This is a genomic window from Arthrobacter sp. EPSL27, from assembly GCF_001512305.1.
GTDB lineage: Bacteria > Actinomycetota > Actinomycetes > Actinomycetales > Micrococcaceae > Arthrobacter.
In genome coordinates, this window is sequence record NZ_LNUT01000003.1 from 357,626 (window position 1) to 374,008 (window position 16,383).

The window sequence follows — 16,383 nt, forward strand, 5'->3', positions numbered from 1 at the left end:
CCGCACCGCGGACGACGCGGACAAGGCAACGCGGGGTCACTTGGCGCCCATCCCGGGGGCAATCATGGGCGCGAAGTGACCCCGCGTTGCCTTGCCGGGCACTTCAGCCCTAGCCCGGCTGTGGCCGGTGGTGCCACAGTGAGGCATGTGGTCCATCATGTCCGGCCGGCGCCGCTGGCTGGCGGCCGGGGTCGCGGTGTTGCTGCTGGCCGCCGGGGTGGTGCTGGCAGTTTTCCTGGCCACCGGCCCGCCGTCGGCTGGGCCCACACCGTCACCGTCGGTTCCGGCCGCGAGCGGCACACCTGGCAGTTCCGGGCCAGGCAGTTCGACGCCGGGCACGCCTGGCAGCTCGACACCTGAGAGTTCGACACCGGGTGAGCCGGACAGCCCGGTTCCCGCTCCCAGCGGAACGGCTCCGGACGGGCCCGCCCCACTGCCCACCGCCCCGGTCCCGCCACCGCCGGCCCCTCCGGCTCCTGAACCCCCGGCCCCTGAACCGCCTGCCCCGGCTGCCACGTTTCCCGCCGCGCTCGCCGGCCGCGACCTCGAGGTGATCCCGGGCGCCGGCGCAGTGGTCGCCCTGACGTTCGACGCCGGCGCCAACTCCGCGGGACTGGCGCCTATCCTGCAGACCCTCGCCGCCACCGGCGTGCGCGGCACGTTCTTCCTCACCGGAAACTGGGCCGCCGCCAACCCGTCCGGGGTCGCCCAGATCGTTGCAGGCGGGCACCGGTTGGGCAACCACTCGATGACCCACCCCGGCTTCACCGGCCTGCCGGACGCCGCAATCGTGCAGGAGCTGTCCGGCGCCGAGCAAGCCATCCGGGCCGGCGGAGGGGACCCGCGGCCGCTCTTCCGCTTCCCCTTCGGCGAGCGCGACGCCCGCACCATCGCCACGGTCAACGCGAACGGCTACCTGCCCGTCCGCTGGACCGTGGACACGCTCGGCTGGAAAGGCAGCAGCGGCGGGATCACGGCGCAGATCGTGGCGGACCGGGTGCTGGCCCGGCTCCAGCCCGGGGAGATCGTGCTGATGCACATCGGCTCCAATCCCGACGACGGGACCACCCTCGATGCCGACGCCCTGCCGGGGATGATCGCGCGGATCCGCGCGGCAGGCTACGGCTTCACCACCCTCGATGCGCTGCTGGGTTGACGCAGGCCGCGAAGTCCGCGCCCGCCCCGGCATTGCGGCAGTCCGCCCCTGTCGCCGCAGCCCTCCGGCTGGTACGACTGGGGCATGACGGAGTCGCCCACCCTGGCCGCAGCGCTGGCGCCCGTCGACGCCGTAATTTTTGACCTCGACGGGGTGGTCACTGACACGGCGGAACTCCGTGCTGCGGCCTGGAAACAGCTCTTCGACGACGTCCTGCAGGACCCGCGCCTTCCCGCCGGGACCCGCCGGGACGCGTTCAGCTCCGCCGACTACCTGGATGTGGCGGCGGGCCGGACCAGCGAGGACGCGGTGGGCGCCGTCCTGCGCTCCCGCGGCGCGCGCATCCCGGACGGCGCGCCCACGGACGGCCCCGCCGAGTGGACCGCCTTCGGCCTCGCGGCGCGCCAGAACGACCTGTTCGACACACTGCTCCGAACCACGCCCGTGCGGGCTTACCCCGGCACCACGGACCTGCTCGGACGGCTGAAGGCCGGGCGCGTTCCCGTGGTGCTCGCCACCTCCGCCCGGAATGCCGCCACACTGCTGGCCGCCGTCGGGCTCGGGGACGCCTTCGACCACGTGATCGACGGCCAGACGGCCCTGGACCGCGGCGTCGCGGGAAAACCTGCCCCGGCGCTGCCCCTGGAAGCGGTGCGCCGGCTTGAGATCCCTCCTGCCAGGGCGATGGTCATCGAGGCCTCGGAGGTCGGGGTGGAGGCGGGGCGCCGCGGCGGCTTCGGGCTGGTGGTCGGCATCGACCGGGACGGGCGGCGGGAGCGGCTGGAAGCGGCGGGCGCCGACGCCGTCGTCGAGGACGTCAGCCAGCTGGACATCGGCCTGGTCATCACCCATCCGTGGCTGCTGGTCTACGAGGGGTTCGACCCGGCGCATGAAGGCCACCGTGAAGCCCTCACCACCCTGGGCAACGGTTATTTCGCCACGCGCGGGGCCGCCCCGGAACACCGCGCCGGGGCTGTGCACTATCCCGGCAGCTATCTGGCCGGGGTCTACAACAGCCTGCACAGTGTGGTCCTGGACCAGGAATCCGACGACGAGCACATGGTCAACATCCCGGACTGGCTGCCCCTGGACATCCGGATCGCCGACGGCGGCTGGTGGTCCGAGGGCGGGCTGTCCCTCCGCAGCGAGCGGCGGACCCTGGACCTCAAGCGGGCGGTGCTGAGCCGTGAGGCGCTCCTGGAGGATGACGCCGGGCGGCAGCTCCGCGTGCTGCAGCGCCGCCTGGTGTCCATGGCCACCCCGAACCTCGCCGCCCTGGAAACCGTCATCACCGCCGTCGGCTGGAGTGGGGCCATCAGTGTGCGCAGCGGCTGCGACACGGACGTCACCAACGCCAATGTCCCCGAGGACGCCTCGCTCTCCAACCGGCACCTGGAGTCCGTCACGGCTGCCGCCACCGGGGCCGGTCCTGGCACGGCCGGGCTCACGGTGGAGGTCCGGACCGTCACCAGCGGCATCGGGATCGCCCTGGCGTTCCGGACTGAGGTGCGCGGGGCCGGCGGGCCGGCCGGCACGGCCATCCCCGAACAGGTGGGCGGGCTGCACACGCACCGTTTCGAGCTTGCCGTGGACGCGGGGGAGCCGGTGACCGTGCTCAAAACCGTGGCCGTGGCGTCCTCCCGTGACCACGCCATCGCCTCGCCGCTGACGGCCGCCAAAGCAGCGCTGGCCCGCGCCCCGGGCAGCTTCGACGCCCTGCAGGCCGAACACGAGGCCGCCTGGGAGATCCTGCTGGCCCCCTTCATCATCGAGTTTGACGCGAGCTCGCAGGCGCAGCTCATCCTCAACCTGCACGTCTTCCACCTGCTGCAGACGCTTACCACCCACACCGCTGAACTCGACGCCGGGGTACCGGCGCGCGGACTGCACGGCGAGGGCTACCGGGGGCACATCTTCTGGGATGAGCTCTTCGTCCTGCCGGTGCTCAACTCGCGGCTGCCGTCGCTCGCACGGGAGCTGCTCGACTACCGGTGGCGGCGCCTCGGTACGGCCCGGGACGCGGCGCGCGCCGCGGGCCTGAAGGGCGCACTGTTCCCCTGGCAAAGCGGCAGCGACGGCACGGAACAGACGCCGAAGCTGCTGTTCAACCGGCGGTCCCGGCACTGGATGAAGGACTACTCCCGGCTCCAGCGGCACGTGGGCCTCGCCGTTGCCTACAACGCGTGGCAGTACTTCGAGGCGACCCAGGACCGCGGCTGGCTGACCGAGCACGGAGCGGAAATCATCGTCGACGTCGCCCGCCTGTTCGCGTCCATGGCGGAGTTCGACCCGGCCGAGGACCGCTTCCACCTCCGCGGCGTGATGGGGCCGGACGAGTACCACACGGGGAACCCCGGCGACTCCGGCGGCGGGCTGAACGACAACGCCTACACCAACATCATGGCGGCGTGGGTGTTCGACCAGGCCGTCTGGATCATGCATTCGGTCCGCGGGTTCGACATGGACGAGCTGCGCGCCCGGCTGCTGGTGACCGGCGTTGAAATCGAGACGTGGGAGCACCTGAGCCGGCGTATGTTCGTTCCGTTCCACGGCGACGGCGTCATCAGCCAGTTCGACGGCTACAGCGCGCTGCGGGAACTGGACTGGAAGCACTACCGCCGCACCTACGGGCTGATCGAGCGCCTGGACCTGATCCTCGAGGCGGAGGGGGACAGCACCAACCACTACCGGCTGGCCAAGCAGGCCGACGTCCTGATGCTGCTGTACGTCCTGGGCGAGGACCAGCTCCTCCGATTCCTGGCCCGGCTGGGGTACACGGTCACCCCGGCGCAGATGGCCGCCACCGTGGACTTCTATTTGGCCCGCACGGCGCACGGGTCCACGCTCAGCCGGGTGGCGCACGCGTCGGTGCTGGCCCAGCGGGACCCCGAACGGGCGTGGGCGGTGTTCCGGGAAGCCCTCGATGCGGACCTTGACGACACCCAGGGCGGAACCACCAGCTCCGGCATCCACCTGGGCGCCATGGCCGGGACCATCGACGTCGTCCAGCGCAGCTTCGCCGGGCTGCGGATCACGCGCGATGCCCTCGACTTCGCGCCCCGGCTGCCGGTTGAGCTTGGCCGCTTGAATTTTCATGTCCGCTACCGGGACCAGATGCTCAATGTCCAGCTCGAACGCGACCGGCTGACGGTCTCGGCGGCCCCGGGCGACGCGGCCCCGGTGCTGGTGCGCGTGGGAAGCCAGCGCGTGCTTCTCCGGGCCGGGCAGGTGCACGAGTTCCTGCGCAGGGACGGCTGGCCCGCCGCTGCCCAGACGGCGCAGACGCCGGTTACGGGGAATCCATCCGCAGGACGGCCGCGCCGGTGACCCGGTCCTCCGACAGGTCCAGCAGCGCCTGGTCCGCGGCGGAGAACGGGTAGGCCACGGTGGTGGGCCGCAGCGGAACCTCCGCGGCGATCCTGAAGAACTCCTCGCCGTCGGCCCGGGTGTTGGCCGTGACGCTGCGCAGCTGGCGCTCCTGGAACAGGTCCGTCGCGTAGTGCAGCGGGGGAATGTCGCTCAGGTGGATCCCGGCGACGGCGAGGGTCCCGCCACGGTCCAGGGCACGCAGGGCCACCGGAACCAGACCGCCCACGGGGGCAAACAGGATGGCCGAGTCCAGCGGGTCCGGGGGCTGCTCGTCCGCCCCGCCGGCGAAGGTGGCTCCCAGCTCGAGGGCCAGGCTGCGGGCTTCCGCCGACCGCGTCATCACGTACACGCGGGCGCCCCGGTACAGGGCGATCTGGGCTGCCAGGTGGGCGGATCCGCCGAAGCCGTAGATCCCCAGCCGCCCGCCGATGGGCAGCTCCGCGCGGGCAAGGGCCCGGTAGCCGATAATCCCGGCGCAGAGCAGGGGCGCTGCCTCCTCGTCGGAGAAGCCGGCCGGGAGCCGGTAGGCGAAGTCCTCGGCCACCGTGATGAGCTCCGCGTAGCCGCCGTCGCGGTCCCAGCCGGTGAACACCGGGGCGAGGCACAGGTTTTCCTCCCCGCGGAGGCAGAAGCGGCAGGAGCCGCAGGTCCCGCCGAGCCAGGCGACCCCCACCCGGTCGCCGGGGGAGAACCGTGTGGCGCGGGTGCCGCTCCCCACGACTTCACCCACCACTTCGTGGCCCGGAATGGTGCCGGGGTGCCGCGGTGCGAGGTCGCCCTCGGCCAGGTGCAGATCGGTGCGGCACACGCCGCATGTCCGGACCCGCACCAGCACCTCCCGGGGGCCGGGCCGTGGATCGGGGCATTCATCCTCCACCAAGGGGCCGCTTCTCATCGGCCCGGGCTGTACTACCCGCCAGGCTCGCACGGGCGCCTCCTCTGCTAGAACCTTCAGCTCCCCTCTGAAGGCGGTGGTCCGGTGGATGGGTCAGCGCGTGATCAGGACGTTGCACCGCGCCTTGTTCAGGACGGCCGTGACGGTGTTCCCGGGCCCGCCCTCACGGTTGTGGGCGCCGATCACCAGGACATCAGCGTCCGCGGCGGCTGCCAGGAGTTCTTTGGAGGCCGCATGGCCTTCGCGGAGGGAGCCGGAGACCGGCACCTCCGGGGCCAGTGCTTTGGCTTCCGCCACGGCGTGGTCCAGCAGGTCCTGGCCGTGCAGGGCGTGCTTGCCGTGCCCGGCGTGGGCCCTGCCGCGCGTCTTGTCGATATGGACCACCTGCAGGGGCGCCCCGAACATCGCCGCCAGCCGTGTCGCGGCAGCCAGCGCTGCGGAGCTCCGGGACGTCCCGTCCACGCCCACCACCACGGGGCCCGCCGATTCGCCGGGGCCGCGGGGGCGGTGGATGACCATCAGAGGGCACGGCGAGGAGCCGGCCAGGGCGAGGCAGGCCGATCCGGCAACGTGCCCCAGCAGGCCACCGAGCCCGCGGCTGCTCACCACCAGCAGGGCGGCGTCGCCGGCAGCACCGCGCAGCACCGGAGCCGGGAGCCCGGCTTCCATGACACCCTCGACGTCGAATACCGCTCCGCCGCCCGCCCCGGCGGGGCCGGCTGTCCCGCCGGTATCGCCTGCAGGGGCCGTGCCGCCGGCTGCGGCGTCCGGTTCCCCGGGGCCCGGGGCCGCTTTTCTGGCCGCGGCGTGGGCCGTACGCGCCAGCTCGACGCCCTCGGCCAGGATCGCTTCTGCGGCGTGCCGCAACCCGCTGCCCTCGACGCCCCGCACCGGCCCGAGCTTCTTCGTGAACAGGGGCCACACCCAGGCGTGCACCACCCGGAGCCGGTACTTTCCCGCCGTGGCGTATTCCGCAGCCCACCTGACGGCACCCTGCGCGGCCTCGGACCCGTCATAGCCGACTGCAACCATGGTGCGTCCGTGCCCTGCAACCGGTGCAGTCATCTGTCCTCCCGGTCAGCCGTGCCCGCGTCCGGGCGGTACTTTGCCCCCAGTAGAACGCCCGTTGCCGGAAAGGGCTAGGGGCTTTGGTCCCGCGGGTTGCGGGGCTCCTGCTCAGCTCCGCGGTCGCCGTGCGGGGCGGCCTCAGGGCCGCTGCTGTACTGTTCGCGGAGTTCACGGCCGCGCTGGATGTCTTCTTCCTCGCGGGCCTGCAGCTTGTCGCTTTGCTTGGTATCGCGGGGCGGCAACTGGAGGGTTTCCTCGGCTTCGATGCCGGCCTGGAGCTGGCGGCCCCGCTCCATCTCGGCGTCGAACTCGGCCCCGAACAGCAGCGACATGTTGAGGATCCAGAGCCACAGGAGCGAGACGATGACACCGCCGATCGCACCGTAGGTCTTGTCGTAGCTGCCGAAGTTGGCGACGTAGAACCCAAACGCCAGGGAGGCCAGCAGGAAGATCACCAGCGCAATCGCGGAGCCCAGGCTCATCCAGCGGAACTTGGGCTGCTTCACGTTCGGGGTGGCGTAGTAAAGGATGGCGATCGTAAGGATGACGAGCAGCAGGATCACGGGCCACTTGAGGATGTTCCACGCCGTCAGGAAGGCCCCGCCCAAGCCGATCGCGTTGCCGACGGACTCCGCCACGGGACCGCTCAGGACGAGCATGGCCGAGAGCGCGAGAACGATCAGCACGGTGGCGATGGTGACGGCCAGCATCGTGCCGCGGAGTTTGATGAAGGGACGGCCCTCGTCCACTTCATAAATCCGGTTCATGGCCCGGCCGAACGCCCCGACATAACCGGACGCGGACCAGAGCGCGGTGAGGATTCCGAAGATCAGCGCAAATCCGGCGGCGGAGTTGCTGCTGAGCTGCTCGACTGGCTGCCTGATGGCGTCGACCGTGTCAGCAGGCGCGAACCCGGCGACGATCTCCAGAAGCGCGGACGTGGTCTTCTCAGCCTGCCCAAAGATGCCCAGCAGGGACACCAGGGCCAGCAGCGCCGGGAAGATGGACAAGACCGAGTAGTACGTCAGTGCCGCGGCAAGGTCCTGGCACTGGTCCTTGGTGAATTCCCGCAACGTCTTCTTGACTATGTACTTCCACGAGGGTTTGGTGACGTCGGCGGGGCTGTCGGGCTTGCGGGCATCATCCGGCGCGGGGGCCGTGCGGTCCTTGGCGGTGCTGCTCTCCGGGGTCTCGGCGTCGGTCATAGTGTCATTTTCTGCCTTGGCAGGATTCTGGGCCATGGAAGATCTTCCTTTATCGGGTTAAGCGCATCGGCCGGCCGCCCGGGCGCGTGTGCGCTGGGCGGCCGGCCGGATCAAGCAGGCTTACGCCTGCTGGACGTTGTCCTTGGCTTCGGCGGTGCGGTCCTTGACGTCGGCCACGGCGCCCTGGCCTTCGCTCTTGACGTGTTCGGTGGCTTCGGAGGCGGTGGCTTTGACGTTCTCCATTGCTTCCTGGGCCGGTTCCTTCAGCCCTTCGGCGACGTGCTTCGCGGCCTCGGTCAGTTCCGTGGTGAGCGGTTCGGCGGCGGACTTCAGGGCGTCGGCTGCCTCGCGTTCCTTCTGGCTGGCCGGGATCAGGGAGGACACCAGCAGCCCGGCGCCGAACGCGATCAGGCCCGCAGCCAGCGGGTTGCCCTGGGTCTTGGTTTTGGCCATGGCCGGGGCGTCTCCGATTGCGGCGCCGGCGTCGCTCAGGTGTGCCCCGGCGCTGTCGGTGGCGGAGTGGACATTGCCGGCGGTGTGGTCGGCAGCTCCCATGACCTTCTCCTTGACTCCGAAAACGGCGTCTTTTACGTTTTCTTTGACGCGGTCGGTCTGCCGCTGCACGATGTGGGACGGGGTGACCTTGTCCGCCACGGCATCGACGTTGGTGCCCAACCGTGCGCGGGTGGCTTCAATATCTGCTCGGATGACATCAGGGTTTTCACTCATCGTTGTTCCTCGCTGGATCTAGGTGGTGGGTTTGAGCGTGGGCGGGATTTCCTGCAGCGTCTCCGCCGTCTGGGGCATGCCCTTGATCGCTTTGAGTTCCTTGCGGCCGATCGAGGCCAGGACCGCGGCGACAATGCCCCACAGGACGGCGACGACGACGGCGGACCAGCCCAGCCCCATTACGGTGCCGAGCGCCCACCAAAGGGCCAAGGACAGGAAGAGGAGCACAAAGTGGCCGGCCACTCCTGCGCCGGCGAGCATTCCACTGCCCTTCCCGGCCCGGGTTGCGGACTGTTTGAGCTCGACCTTCGCCAGCTCGACTTCCTGCCGCATCAGAGTGGACATGTCCCGCGTGACATCAGCCAGGAGGTCGCCCAAGGACGAGGTCTCGGCTTTGGCGTGGGCTGCGGTGGGAGGCATTTCGCTGGTCATCGACGGCCACCGTCAAAGGGGTCGTCGCGGAGCGGATCGGTGCTGCGAAGCGGGTCCGTGCTGCCGAGCGGCTCTGCGGCGCGGTATGTGTCCTGCCGGAGCGGGTCGGTTCCTGCGGGAGCAGCGTCCCAGCGGTCCTCGTCGCCGAGCGGGCTGGGCGGGTAGGTGTCCGCGACGCCCGCCGTCGTGGTTTCCGGAGCCGGCATCTGCACGGGCGGCGGCGGGACGGCCATTCCCGTGTCAGCGACGCGGGCGGGCGTGCCCGGCCCGGTGGCGGCGGCCGCGGATTCCGGGGCGCCTGCGCTGAGGCTGCGGCTGAGCCGCCCGGCCAAGACACCGGCGCCGGCGGCGAGCAACAGGAACGTGCCGGGACGCTGGCGCGCGAATGACTTGACCTCCGTCAGGAGGGAACCGGGATCGCGTCCGTCCAGCCACGATGCCACGGCGGAGGAGCGCTCCGCCGCTTGGCGCACAAGATCGGTTGCCATGCCGGGCTGCTCGGAGGCGGATGCCATGGAGCTCAGTTCGGTCGAAATCGAGCGGAGGCCCTCGGCCACCTTCTGCTGCTGCATCCCGGCCTGGTCGGTCAGGTCGGACTTGGCCTGGTACAGGAGGTCCTTGGCGTTGGACTTGGCCTCGGCCGCAACGTTAGCGGCCTCGGTCTTGGCGGTCTCCGCCACACTGTGTGCGGAATCCGCCGCCTGGCGCTTCACTTCCGCGGCCTCATCCTTGGCTGCGTCGGTCCTGGAGGCGCCGCTGCCGTTGACGGATCCGGAGGTGCTGCCGTTCGGCACGGGGGGGAACGTGGTTTCCGGCCGGAGGGGAGTCTGCTGGGTGGCCGCGGGCGTACCGTAGCTGCCGTCCTGGGGCCATTGGTTCTCTGTCATCTTCGCTCTCTTTCAAGATCGGCTGCTGATCACGAACCAGCACTAACTGGAGAATAAATAGTAAGCATGATTACTAACAAATAGTAAGTACCCTTCCCTTATTTTTTCTCAGCCGGGCAGATCAGTGCGGTGAACTAGGCTGGGACGATGGGCATAACGGTGGACGGCTGATGGCGAAGCGGGGCAGGGCCGCCGGCCGGAGCGGCGCGGACAAAGCCGCAGGGGTGGTGGAGATTCCGAAGGGCAGCCGGCCCGAGGGGCCCGTGGAGGGCATCTACTACATCGATACCGGCGACTGCGAGCTGATCGCGGACCAGGACAACTCCACCGGCTGGCTGTTGCGGATCAACGGCGTGATGAGTTCACACATCGACCTCGCGGATCCGCTGTTCCTCGACTTTGAATACATGCGCTGGATCTCGGCACTGGTGGAGTCGCGCTGGCCCCCGGAATCCCGTCCGAAGCTGCGCGCCCTGCACCTCGGCGGCGGGGCATGCTCCCTGGCCCGGTACTTCCATGCCGCCTACCCCGACGCGCGCCAGGTGGTGGTGGAACTGGACGGCAAGCTGGCCGAGTACGTCCGCGGCTGGTTCGACCTGCCCAAGGCGCCGCTCCTGCGCCTGCGCGTGGGGGAGGCCCGCGAGGTGACGGAAAGCCTGACGCCGCAGACCAGGGACCTGATCATCCGCGACGTCTTTGCCGGTTCGCTCACCCCGCGGCCGCTCTCCACCCTGGACTTCAACCGGCACATCCAGCGTGTCCTGGCCCCGGGCGGCATGTACGTCGTGAATTCCGGCGACGCGCCGGACCTGAAGAACGCCCGCGAGGACGCCGCGACCATCGCGGCGGCGTTCCGGCACACCGTCATCATCGCGGACCCGGCCATGCTCAAGGGACGGCGCTACGGAAACATGATTATTGCCGGCAGTGATGTCCCGTTCGACGACGACCCCGGGCTGGCGCGGCGCCTGCTGGGCGGCGCGGTACCCGCCCACATCTGGGACGACGCCCGGGTGCGGGCCTTCGCCGCGGGCGCCCCGGTGCGGCGCGACCCGAAAACGGTGGACCCGGCGTCGCCGGCTGCTCCCTAACTGCCCTTTTGGCGCCCCATAAAGGCGCCTACGACGCAGTCGATGGGCCGCCCCGGCCCATCAGCGCCGCCCGGTGGGCCTTCGTCTGATCCCGCAGCGCCTGCACCACCGCCGCGACGGCGGGGCGGCGCATCGAATCGGAGCGCAGCACCATCCAGTAGGGCAGCAGCTCGGCGAACTCCTCGGGCAGCAGCCGGACCAGGTCGGGGTGCAGGTCCGCGGCGAAGCACGGCAGGAAGCCGATCCCGGCCCCGGCGCGCGTCGCCTCCACGTGGACAAACACGTTCGTGGAACTCAGTCCGTCGCGCATGGTGGGCACCAGCCGCCGCGGTGCATCCAGGTCGTCCACCTGCAGCATGGAATCCACGAAGTAGACCAGCGAATGGGTGGTCAGTTCCTCGATGGTGGCGGGGGTGCCGTACTCGGCCAGATAGTCGCGGGAGGCGTACATGCCAAGCATGTACTCGCCCAGCCGGGCCGCCGCGGCCCGGTGCACCTGGGGCTCGCCCACCACCACCTCGATGTCCAGTCCGGAACGCTGCTGGAGCGCGCGCCGCGTGACGGTGATGATCTCGACGCTCAGCCCGGGGTGGTCCCTGCGCAGCCGGGCCACCGCCGGGGCCGCAATGTACGCGCTGAAGCCGTCCGTTGCGGTCATGCGGACGACGCCGGTGATCGGGTCCGGGGTCCTGCCCGGCTGTTCGAGGCTGCGGACCGCGGCCTCCACCCGCTCGGCTACCTGCACCGCTTCGGCGCCCAGGTCGGTGAGCTCCCAGCCGCCTGCTGCACGGGAGAGCACGCGCCCGCCGAGCGCTTTTTCCAGCGCCGCGATCCGGCGGGACACCGTGGTGTGGTTCAGCCCGAGGGACTGCGCTGCAGTGGTGAACTTCGCGGAGCGGGAGACGGCCAGAAGCACCAGCAGGTCATCGGGGTTTGCCTTCATATCTGCAATTCTGCACATAAGGGGTGCCGGTTTGACCATTGAATCGCCCAGTTTGTGCGGCAATACTCAGTGAAACTGCCCGGCGTCGTGCATCGCATTTCCCCGGGCTGCAGTGGACAGCGAACTGAGGAGTGCACATGGAGAGCAGCTTGAACGGGCGCAAGGCCCTGGTGACCGGCGGTGCTGGCGGGATTGGCGCTGCCAGCGTCCGTGCTCTCGCGGCCCGGGGCGCCAAGGTGGTCATCGCGGATGTGGACGAGGCCGCGGCCTCGGCCCTCGCCGACGAAGTCGGCGGCACCTCCTGGGCGGTGAACCTGCTCGACGTCGACGCGCTCCAGGCCGTCAGCCTGGACTGCGACATCCTGGTCAACAACGCCGGCATCCAGCGGATCAGCCCCATCGAGGACTTCGATCCGGCCGATTTCCGCCGCCTGATCACCCTCATGCTCGAGGCGCCGTTCCTGTTGATCCGCGCCGCGCTGCCGCACATGTACGCCAACAACTTCGGCCGCATCATCAACCTGTCATCCGTGCACGGGCTGCGCGCGTCGCCGTTCAAGAGCGCCTACGTCTCGGCCAAACACGGCCTGGAGGGCCTGAGCAAGGTGACGGCGCTGGAGGGCGGCGCGCACGGTGTCACGTCCAACTGCATCAACCCGGGCTACGTCCGCACCCCGCTGGTCGAGTCCCAGATCGCGGACCAGGCCAAGGTACACGGCATCCCGGAAGCAGAGGTCCTCAGCAAGATCATGCTGACCGAAGCCGCCGTCAAACGGCTGGTCGAGCCGGAAGAGGTCGCCTCGCTGGTGGCCTGGCTGGCCTCCGACGACGCCGGCATGGTGACCGGCGCGAGCTACACCATGGACGGCGGCTGGTCCGCGCGGTAGTAGGCCGTCCCATCCCTGCGCACAGCAACGAAGGGTCACATCGCGCCCGTCCAACCCCTTGGCATGGGCGCGATGTGACCCCGCGTTGCTCGGGCCGGTGCTGGTTAGGCTCCGGCCCGCAGTGCCTTAACTGGCGCTACCGCCGTCGTCCTGGTCCTTCGTGGCCGGTTCGGTGGAGCGGCGGATGTAGTCGTTGACAGCTTCTTCTGGGACCCGGAACGAACGGCCCACCCGGACCGCGGCGATGGCGTGCGCCTTGACCAGGCGGTACACGGTCATTTTGGAGACCCGCATCGCCGCGGCGACTTCCGCGATGGTCAGGAAGTGGGAGGATACGTTCGCTGCGCCCATGTCGTCTTTCTCTTCCACTAGTCGGGGTACCGGAGTTGCCGGTAGTCGTAGAAGATGACGTTGCCGGGTGCGGGTTCTGCTGTCCGGAGGCCGACGTAGGGCGCCTCGATCACGGCCACCGTCCCCAGCCGGCGGCCGTTGAACGGATCATCCCCGATAAGGACCTGCCCCACCCTGAACGGGATCCGCGGCGTCCTGGCGCGGCTCATCCGGTCCGACCAGAGTGAGGCCACTCGGCGTCGTTGACGTTGCGCCTGTGGAGGTGCTGGGAACTCCATCGGAACCACTCCTTCGGGATGAGCGTCACACGGAATAATGGCGGTTCCGGACCAGCTGTGGAAGGACTCCCCAGCCAGTGCCCTGGCTGGTCCGATACCCCGTGAACACACGGTAGCCGTCAGCCCCACTCGTCACACGAGTAACTTCTACCCCTGTCACGCGGGCCACCACCTAGGCCCCGGGGAGGACTACTTGCCGGCCGGCGGCCGCCAAGCGGCCCGCCCGAGCAGTCCCCGCCGTCGTCTCCCCCGGTAGTCCCTCCGGTAGTCCCTCCGCGGGCCTCATCCACCCGCCGGAAGGCGGGCGCCCGGAGCCGTCTCATCCGCCAGTTCTGCCCGGACCCGGCCGTGGCCGCGGACCCAGAGCCGGTACCCCACCACCAGCAGTCCAAGCCAGGCAGCGCCGACGTAGAGGGCCACACGGGTGTCCTCGAAGGCGCCGAGGATGGCGATTACGAGGGCCATGAACACGATGGTGGCCACCGACGCGGCCGGCCACCACGGCGACGGGAATTCCGACGCCGGCAGGCCTTTGCGGGCAATCTCGCGCTTCATCGCGACGTGCGAGGCCAGGATCATCACCCACACCCAAACGGTGGCGAAGGTCGCGATCGAGGCGATCAGGAGGAACACGTCCTCCGGGATGACGGCGTTCAGGACCACGCCCACCAGCAGGATGCCGGCCATCATCACCACGGTCATCCACGGCACGCCGTGCCGGGAGACCTTGCCGAAGCTCGCGGGGGCATGCCCCTGCCGGGACAGCCCAAAGAGGATCCGGCCTGCGCCGAAGATGTCGCTGTTGATCGCGGAGAGCGCGGCGGTGATGACCACCGCGTTAAGGATGTGGGGCGCGGCCGGAATGCCCAGGCCGCTGAAGATCTGCACAAACGGGCTGCCGTTGGTGCCGATCTCGTTCCACGGGAACAGGCTCATCAGGACGCCCAGGGTCAGCACGTAGAACAGCAGCACCCGCACCGGGACCGTGTTCACGGCCTTCGGAATGACCTTCTTCGGGTCCGCTGCCTCACCGGCGGTGATCCCCAGGGTCTCGATGCCGCCGAAGGCAAACATCACGACGGCGAACGAGGCAAGGAGGCCCTCGAAGCCGTGGGGGAACAGTCCGCCGTGCTCCACGAGGTTTCCGACGCCGGGCGCCACCGTGGCGCCGCCGGCCTGGAAGCCGAAGATGATGATCGCGACGCCGCCGGCGATCATGGCGATGATGGCCACCACCTTGATGAGCGAGAACCAGAATTCGAGTTCGCCGAAGACCTTGACGCTGAGCAGGTTCAGCGCGGCGAGGAAGAAGATGATCGCCAGGACCCAGATCCAGCGGTCCACCTCGGGGAACCAGAAGCCCATGTAGATGCTGAACGCGGTGACGTCCGCGATGGCCACGATCGCCATCTCGAACACGTAGGTCCAGCCCGTCACAAAGCCTGCCAGCGGGCCAAGGTAGCGGCTGGCGTACTGGCCAAACGACCCGGAGACCGGGTGGCGGACGGCCATTTCACCCAGGGCCCGCATCACCATGAATACGGCGGCGCCGCCGATCATGTACGCGAGCAGCACGGCGGGGCCGGCCTTCTGGATCGCGGAGGCCGAGCCGTAGAACAGGCCGGTGCCGATCGCGGAACCCAGCGCCATAAAACGGATGTGGCGGACGTTGAGTCCGCGGTTCAGCACGGTGCCGACGGCGGCGGAGACCGCGCCGGCGCCGCCGCCAGGTCCCGGAGGAGGTGTTGGCTTGATGTCCGAGGGGGAGAGTTGCATGCGAATACCTTCTCGTCATTGGGAGGGGGACCGCTATCCAGCAGACCATGCAGGGCGAAGCTGTGATGAGACTCACGGGCAAGCGGTGTCTTTCATTTCAGACATCCCCGACGGCGGCCCGCCCCTGCAGCGGGCGCAGCAGCTGTCCGGGATCCCAGATACTTCGACACCCCCGGACTGTCCTGGACCCCGGCCGGGCGGGCATGCTTAAGTACGGGATACCGGACACCAAGCACAGAAGAGGTTCCATGCCAGCCACCAGCAACCCCGCACCCGCCGCGGCGCCGCAGGCCGCCCCGGCAAAGACGGCCTCCAAGGTGCCGGCGGCAGAAAACACCCTGCGCATCCTCAAGCTGCTGGCCTCCAAGCGGGGGCCGATGGCGGCGTCGAACATTGCCACCGCGCTGGGGCTGCCGCGCTCCAGCGTCTACCACCTGCTGGGCGTGATGGAGGCCAACGGGTTCGTGCTGCACCTCCATGAGGAGCAGCGCTACGGGCTGGGGATCAGCGCGTTCGAGCTCAGCTCGGCCTATTCCCGGCAGGAGCCGCTGTCCCGCTTGGGTCGGCCGCTGCTCGCCTCCTTGGTGGACGTGATTGGGGAGAGCGCCCACCTAGCCGTCCTGCACGGCCGCGACGTGCTCTACATCGTGGAGGAGCGGGCCAAGAACCGGCCCTCCCTGGTGACCGACGTCGGGGTGCGGCTGCCCAGCCACCTCACCGCCAGCGGGCGGGCCATCCTGGCCGCGCTGCCCAAGTCGCAGGTCCGGGCGCTGTATCCCAATGCGGCCGCCTTCACCGCCCGGCACGAGACCGAGTTTCCCATCATGAAGTACTCGGCGCTGTCCTCGCACCTCGACCAGGTCCGGCAGCGCGGCTACGCCACCGAGCACGGGGAAGTGACCCCGGGCTTCGGATCCATCGCCGCCGCCGTCACGGACCACGTCGGCTGGCCCACCGCCGCCGTCGCCGTGACCTTCCTGGAGGAGAAGCTGCCGGCCGAGGAGTGGCCCGCCCTGGCTGCCCGGGTGCGGAAGGTCGCGGACGATCTCTCGGCCCGGATCCACGGCCGCCCGCAGCCCGGCTGACCACCTGTTGCGCTATCACTTTGAGGGGCCATCCGGGCGTGTGATGTCTCACCTGATCGTTGACACTTCATGTCTCACCTGATCGTTGACACTTCATGTCTCAGCTGATCGTGGACATTTCATGTCTCAGGACTTCGTGGACGGTTGCTTGCCCGGGCCGTTGAGGCCGATGTAGACGGTTCCTTTGGGCGGGCGTGGGTGGCTGATGATTTCCGTTCCCCGGGCGTCGAA

The 16,383-nt window shown here is 69.5% G+C and carries 16 protein-coding genes; 5 read left to right on the plus strand and 11 right to left on the minus strand.

The annotated features are described in order from the left end of the window. Window positions 1–36: 36 nt before the first annotated feature. Window positions 37–339: a hypothetical protein gene (locus tag AR539_RS19645; RefSeq protein ID WP_231728474.1), complete on the minus strand. Its 303-nt coding sequence runs from the start codon at window positions 337–339 to the stop codon at window positions 37–39. 232 nt (window positions 340–571) lie between these two features. Between AR539_RS19645 and AR539_RS19650 the strand changes: the two genes are divergently transcribed. After that, on the plus strand, window positions 572–1,156 hold the full coding sequence (locus tag AR539_RS19650) for a polysaccharide deacetylase family protein (protein ID WP_231728475.1): 585 nt from the start codon (window positions 572–574) through the stop codon (window positions 1,154–1,156). An 84-nt stretch (window positions 1,157–1,240) separates the two neighbouring features. Further along, a complete protein-coding gene (locus AR539_RS03715; protein WP_082699173.1) occupies window positions 1,241–4,483 on the plus strand; it encodes an HAD family hydrolase in 3,243 nt (1,080 codons plus the stop codon). Here AR539_RS03715 and AR539_RS03720 read toward each other — a convergent pair. The 6 genes from AR539_RS03720 to AR539_RS03745 all read right to left on the minus strand — a co-directional run bounded on the left by AR539_RS03720 (window position 4,446) and on the right by AR539_RS03745 (window position 9,741). Beyond that, the gene (locus AR539_RS03720; RefSeq protein ID WP_231728476.1) at window positions 4,446–5,420 is read right to left on the minus strand and encodes a zinc-dependent alcohol dehydrogenase family protein; all 975 of its coding nucleotides are present in this window, start codon (window positions 5,418–5,420) and stop codon (window positions 4,446–4,448) included. The genes AR539_RS03715 and AR539_RS03720 overlap by 38 nt on opposite strands. 93 nt (window positions 5,421–5,513) lie before the next feature. Continuing rightward, the gene (locus tag AR539_RS03725) at window positions 5,514–6,485 is read right to left on the minus strand and encodes a universal stress protein (RefSeq protein ID WP_066432667.1); all 972 of its coding nucleotides are present in this window, start codon (window positions 6,483–6,485) and stop codon (window positions 5,514–5,516) included. A 74-nt stretch (window positions 6,486–6,559) separates the two neighbouring features. After that, a complete protein-coding gene (locus tag AR539_RS03730) occupies window positions 6,560–7,729 on the minus strand; it encodes a YihY/virulence factor BrkB family protein (RefSeq protein ID WP_197410541.1) in 1,170 nt (389 codons plus the stop codon). Window positions 7,730–7,813: 84 nt separating this feature from the next. Continuing rightward, window positions 7,814–8,422, minus strand: a complete 609-nt coding sequence (locus tag AR539_RS03735) for a DUF3618 domain-containing protein (protein WP_066432669.1) — start codon at window positions 8,420–8,422, stop codon at window positions 7,814–7,816. 18 nt (window positions 8,423–8,440) lie between these two features. Next, entirely contained in the window at window positions 8,441–8,842 is a 402-nt protein-coding gene (locus AR539_RS03740; protein WP_066433108.1) for a phage holin family protein, read from the minus strand. 8 nt (window positions 8,843–8,850) lie between these two features. Next, window positions 8,851–9,741 carry a hypothetical protein gene (locus AR539_RS03745; protein WP_066432670.1) on the minus strand — a complete coding sequence of 297 codons (891 nt, stop codon included), beginning with the start codon at window positions 9,739–9,741 and terminating at the stop codon, window positions 8,851–8,853. A 170-nt stretch (window positions 9,742–9,911) separates the two neighbouring features. Between AR539_RS03745 and AR539_RS03750 the strand changes: the two genes are divergently transcribed. Further along, window positions 9,912–10,832, plus strand: coding sequence for a spermidine synthase (locus AR539_RS03750; protein ID WP_066432672.1), 921 nt, complete (start codon window positions 9,912–9,914; stop codon window positions 10,830–10,832). Window positions 10,833–10,860: 28 nt separating this feature from the next. On the opposite strand, the gene AR539_RS03755 is transcribed toward AR539_RS03750, so the two are convergent. Next, entirely contained in the window at window positions 10,861–11,775 is a 915-nt protein-coding gene (locus tag AR539_RS03755) for a LysR family transcriptional regulator (protein ID WP_066432674.1), read from the minus strand. 137 nt (window positions 11,776–11,912) lie between these two features. Here AR539_RS03755 and AR539_RS03760 point away from each other — a divergent pair, with 137 nt between their 5' ends. After that, window positions 11,913–12,662 carry a 3-hydroxybutyrate dehydrogenase gene (locus tag AR539_RS03760; protein WP_066432676.1) on the plus strand — a complete coding sequence of 250 codons (750 nt, stop codon included), beginning with the start codon at window positions 11,913–11,915 and terminating at the stop codon, window positions 12,660–12,662. 126 nt (window positions 12,663–12,788) lie between these two features. On the opposite strand, the gene AR539_RS03765 is transcribed toward AR539_RS03760, so the two are convergent. From AR539_RS03765 to AR539_RS03770, 3 genes are all read right to left on the minus strand, one after another. Continuing rightward, window positions 12,789–13,013 (minus strand): helix-turn-helix domain-containing protein, encoded by a 225-nt coding sequence (locus AR539_RS03765; protein ID WP_066432678.1) that lies wholly within the window; start codon window positions 13,011–13,013, stop codon window positions 12,789–12,791. Window positions 13,014–13,030: 17 nt separating this feature from the next. Beyond that, on the minus strand, window positions 13,031–13,246 hold the full coding sequence (locus AR539_RS19270) for a hypothetical protein (RefSeq protein ID WP_157360911.1): 216 nt from the start codon (window positions 13,244–13,246) through the stop codon (window positions 13,031–13,033). A 327-nt stretch (window positions 13,247–13,573) separates the two neighbouring features. Beyond that, window positions 13,574–15,067 (minus strand): amino acid permease, encoded by a 1,494-nt coding sequence (locus tag AR539_RS03770; RefSeq protein ID WP_231728477.1) that lies wholly within the window; start codon window positions 15,065–15,067, stop codon window positions 13,574–13,576. 248 nt (window positions 15,068–15,315) lie between these two features. Here AR539_RS03770 and AR539_RS03775 point away from each other — a divergent pair, with 248 nt between their 5' ends. Beyond that, window positions 15,316–16,152 (plus strand): IclR family transcriptional regulator, encoded by an 837-nt coding sequence (locus AR539_RS03775; RefSeq protein WP_066432680.1) that lies wholly within the window; start codon window positions 15,316–15,318, stop codon window positions 16,150–16,152. The last annotated feature ends 231 nt before the right edge of the window (window positions 16,153–16,383 follow it).

Coding starts and splice junctions, on each gene's coding strand:
- AR539_RS03715 (WP_082699173.1), top strand. CDS start 1,241: ATGACGGAGTCGCCCACCCTGGCCGCAGCGCTGGCGCCCGTCGACGCC.
- AR539_RS03720 (WP_231728476.1), bottom strand. CDS start 5,420: ATGAGAAGCGGCCCCTTGGTGGAGGATGAATGCCCCGATCCACGGCCC.
- AR539_RS03725 (WP_066432667.1), bottom strand. CDS start 6,485: ATGACTGCACCGGTTGCAGGGCACGGACGCACCATGGTTGCAGTCGGC.
- AR539_RS03730 (WP_197410541.1), bottom strand. CDS start 7,729: ATGGCCCAGAATCCTGCCAAGGCAGAAAATGACACTATGACCGACGCC.
- AR539_RS03735 (WP_066432669.1), bottom strand. CDS start 8,422: ATGAGTGAAAACCCTGATGTCATCCGAGCAGATATTGAAGCCACCCGC.
- AR539_RS03740 (WP_066433108.1), bottom strand. CDS start 8,842: ATGCCTCCCACCGCAGCCCACGCCAAAGCCGAGACCTCGTCCTTGGGC.
- AR539_RS03745 (WP_066432670.1), bottom strand. CDS start 9,741: ATGACAGAGAACCAATGGCCCCAGGACGGCAGCTACGGTACGCCCGCG.
- AR539_RS03750 (WP_066432672.1), top strand. CDS start 9,912: ATGGCGAAGCGGGGCAGGGCCGCCGGCCGGAGCGGCGCGGACAAAGCC.
- AR539_RS03755 (WP_066432674.1), bottom strand. CDS start 11,775: ATGAAGGCAAACCCCGATGACCTGCTGGTGCTTCTGGCCGTCTCCCGC.
- AR539_RS03760 (WP_066432676.1), top strand. CDS start 11,913: ATGGAGAGCAGCTTGAACGGGCGCAAGGCCCTGGTGACCGGCGGTGCT.
- AR539_RS03765 (WP_066432678.1), bottom strand. CDS start 13,013: ATGGGCGCAGCGAACGTATCCTCCCACTTCCTGACCATCGCGGAAGTC.
- AR539_RS03770 (WP_231728477.1), bottom strand. CDS start 15,067: ATGCAACTCTCCCCCTCGGACATCAAGCCAACACCTCCTCCGGGACCT.
- AR539_RS03775 (WP_066432680.1), top strand. CDS start 15,316: ATGCCAGCCACCAGCAACCCCGCACCCGCCGCGGCGCCGCAGGCCGCC.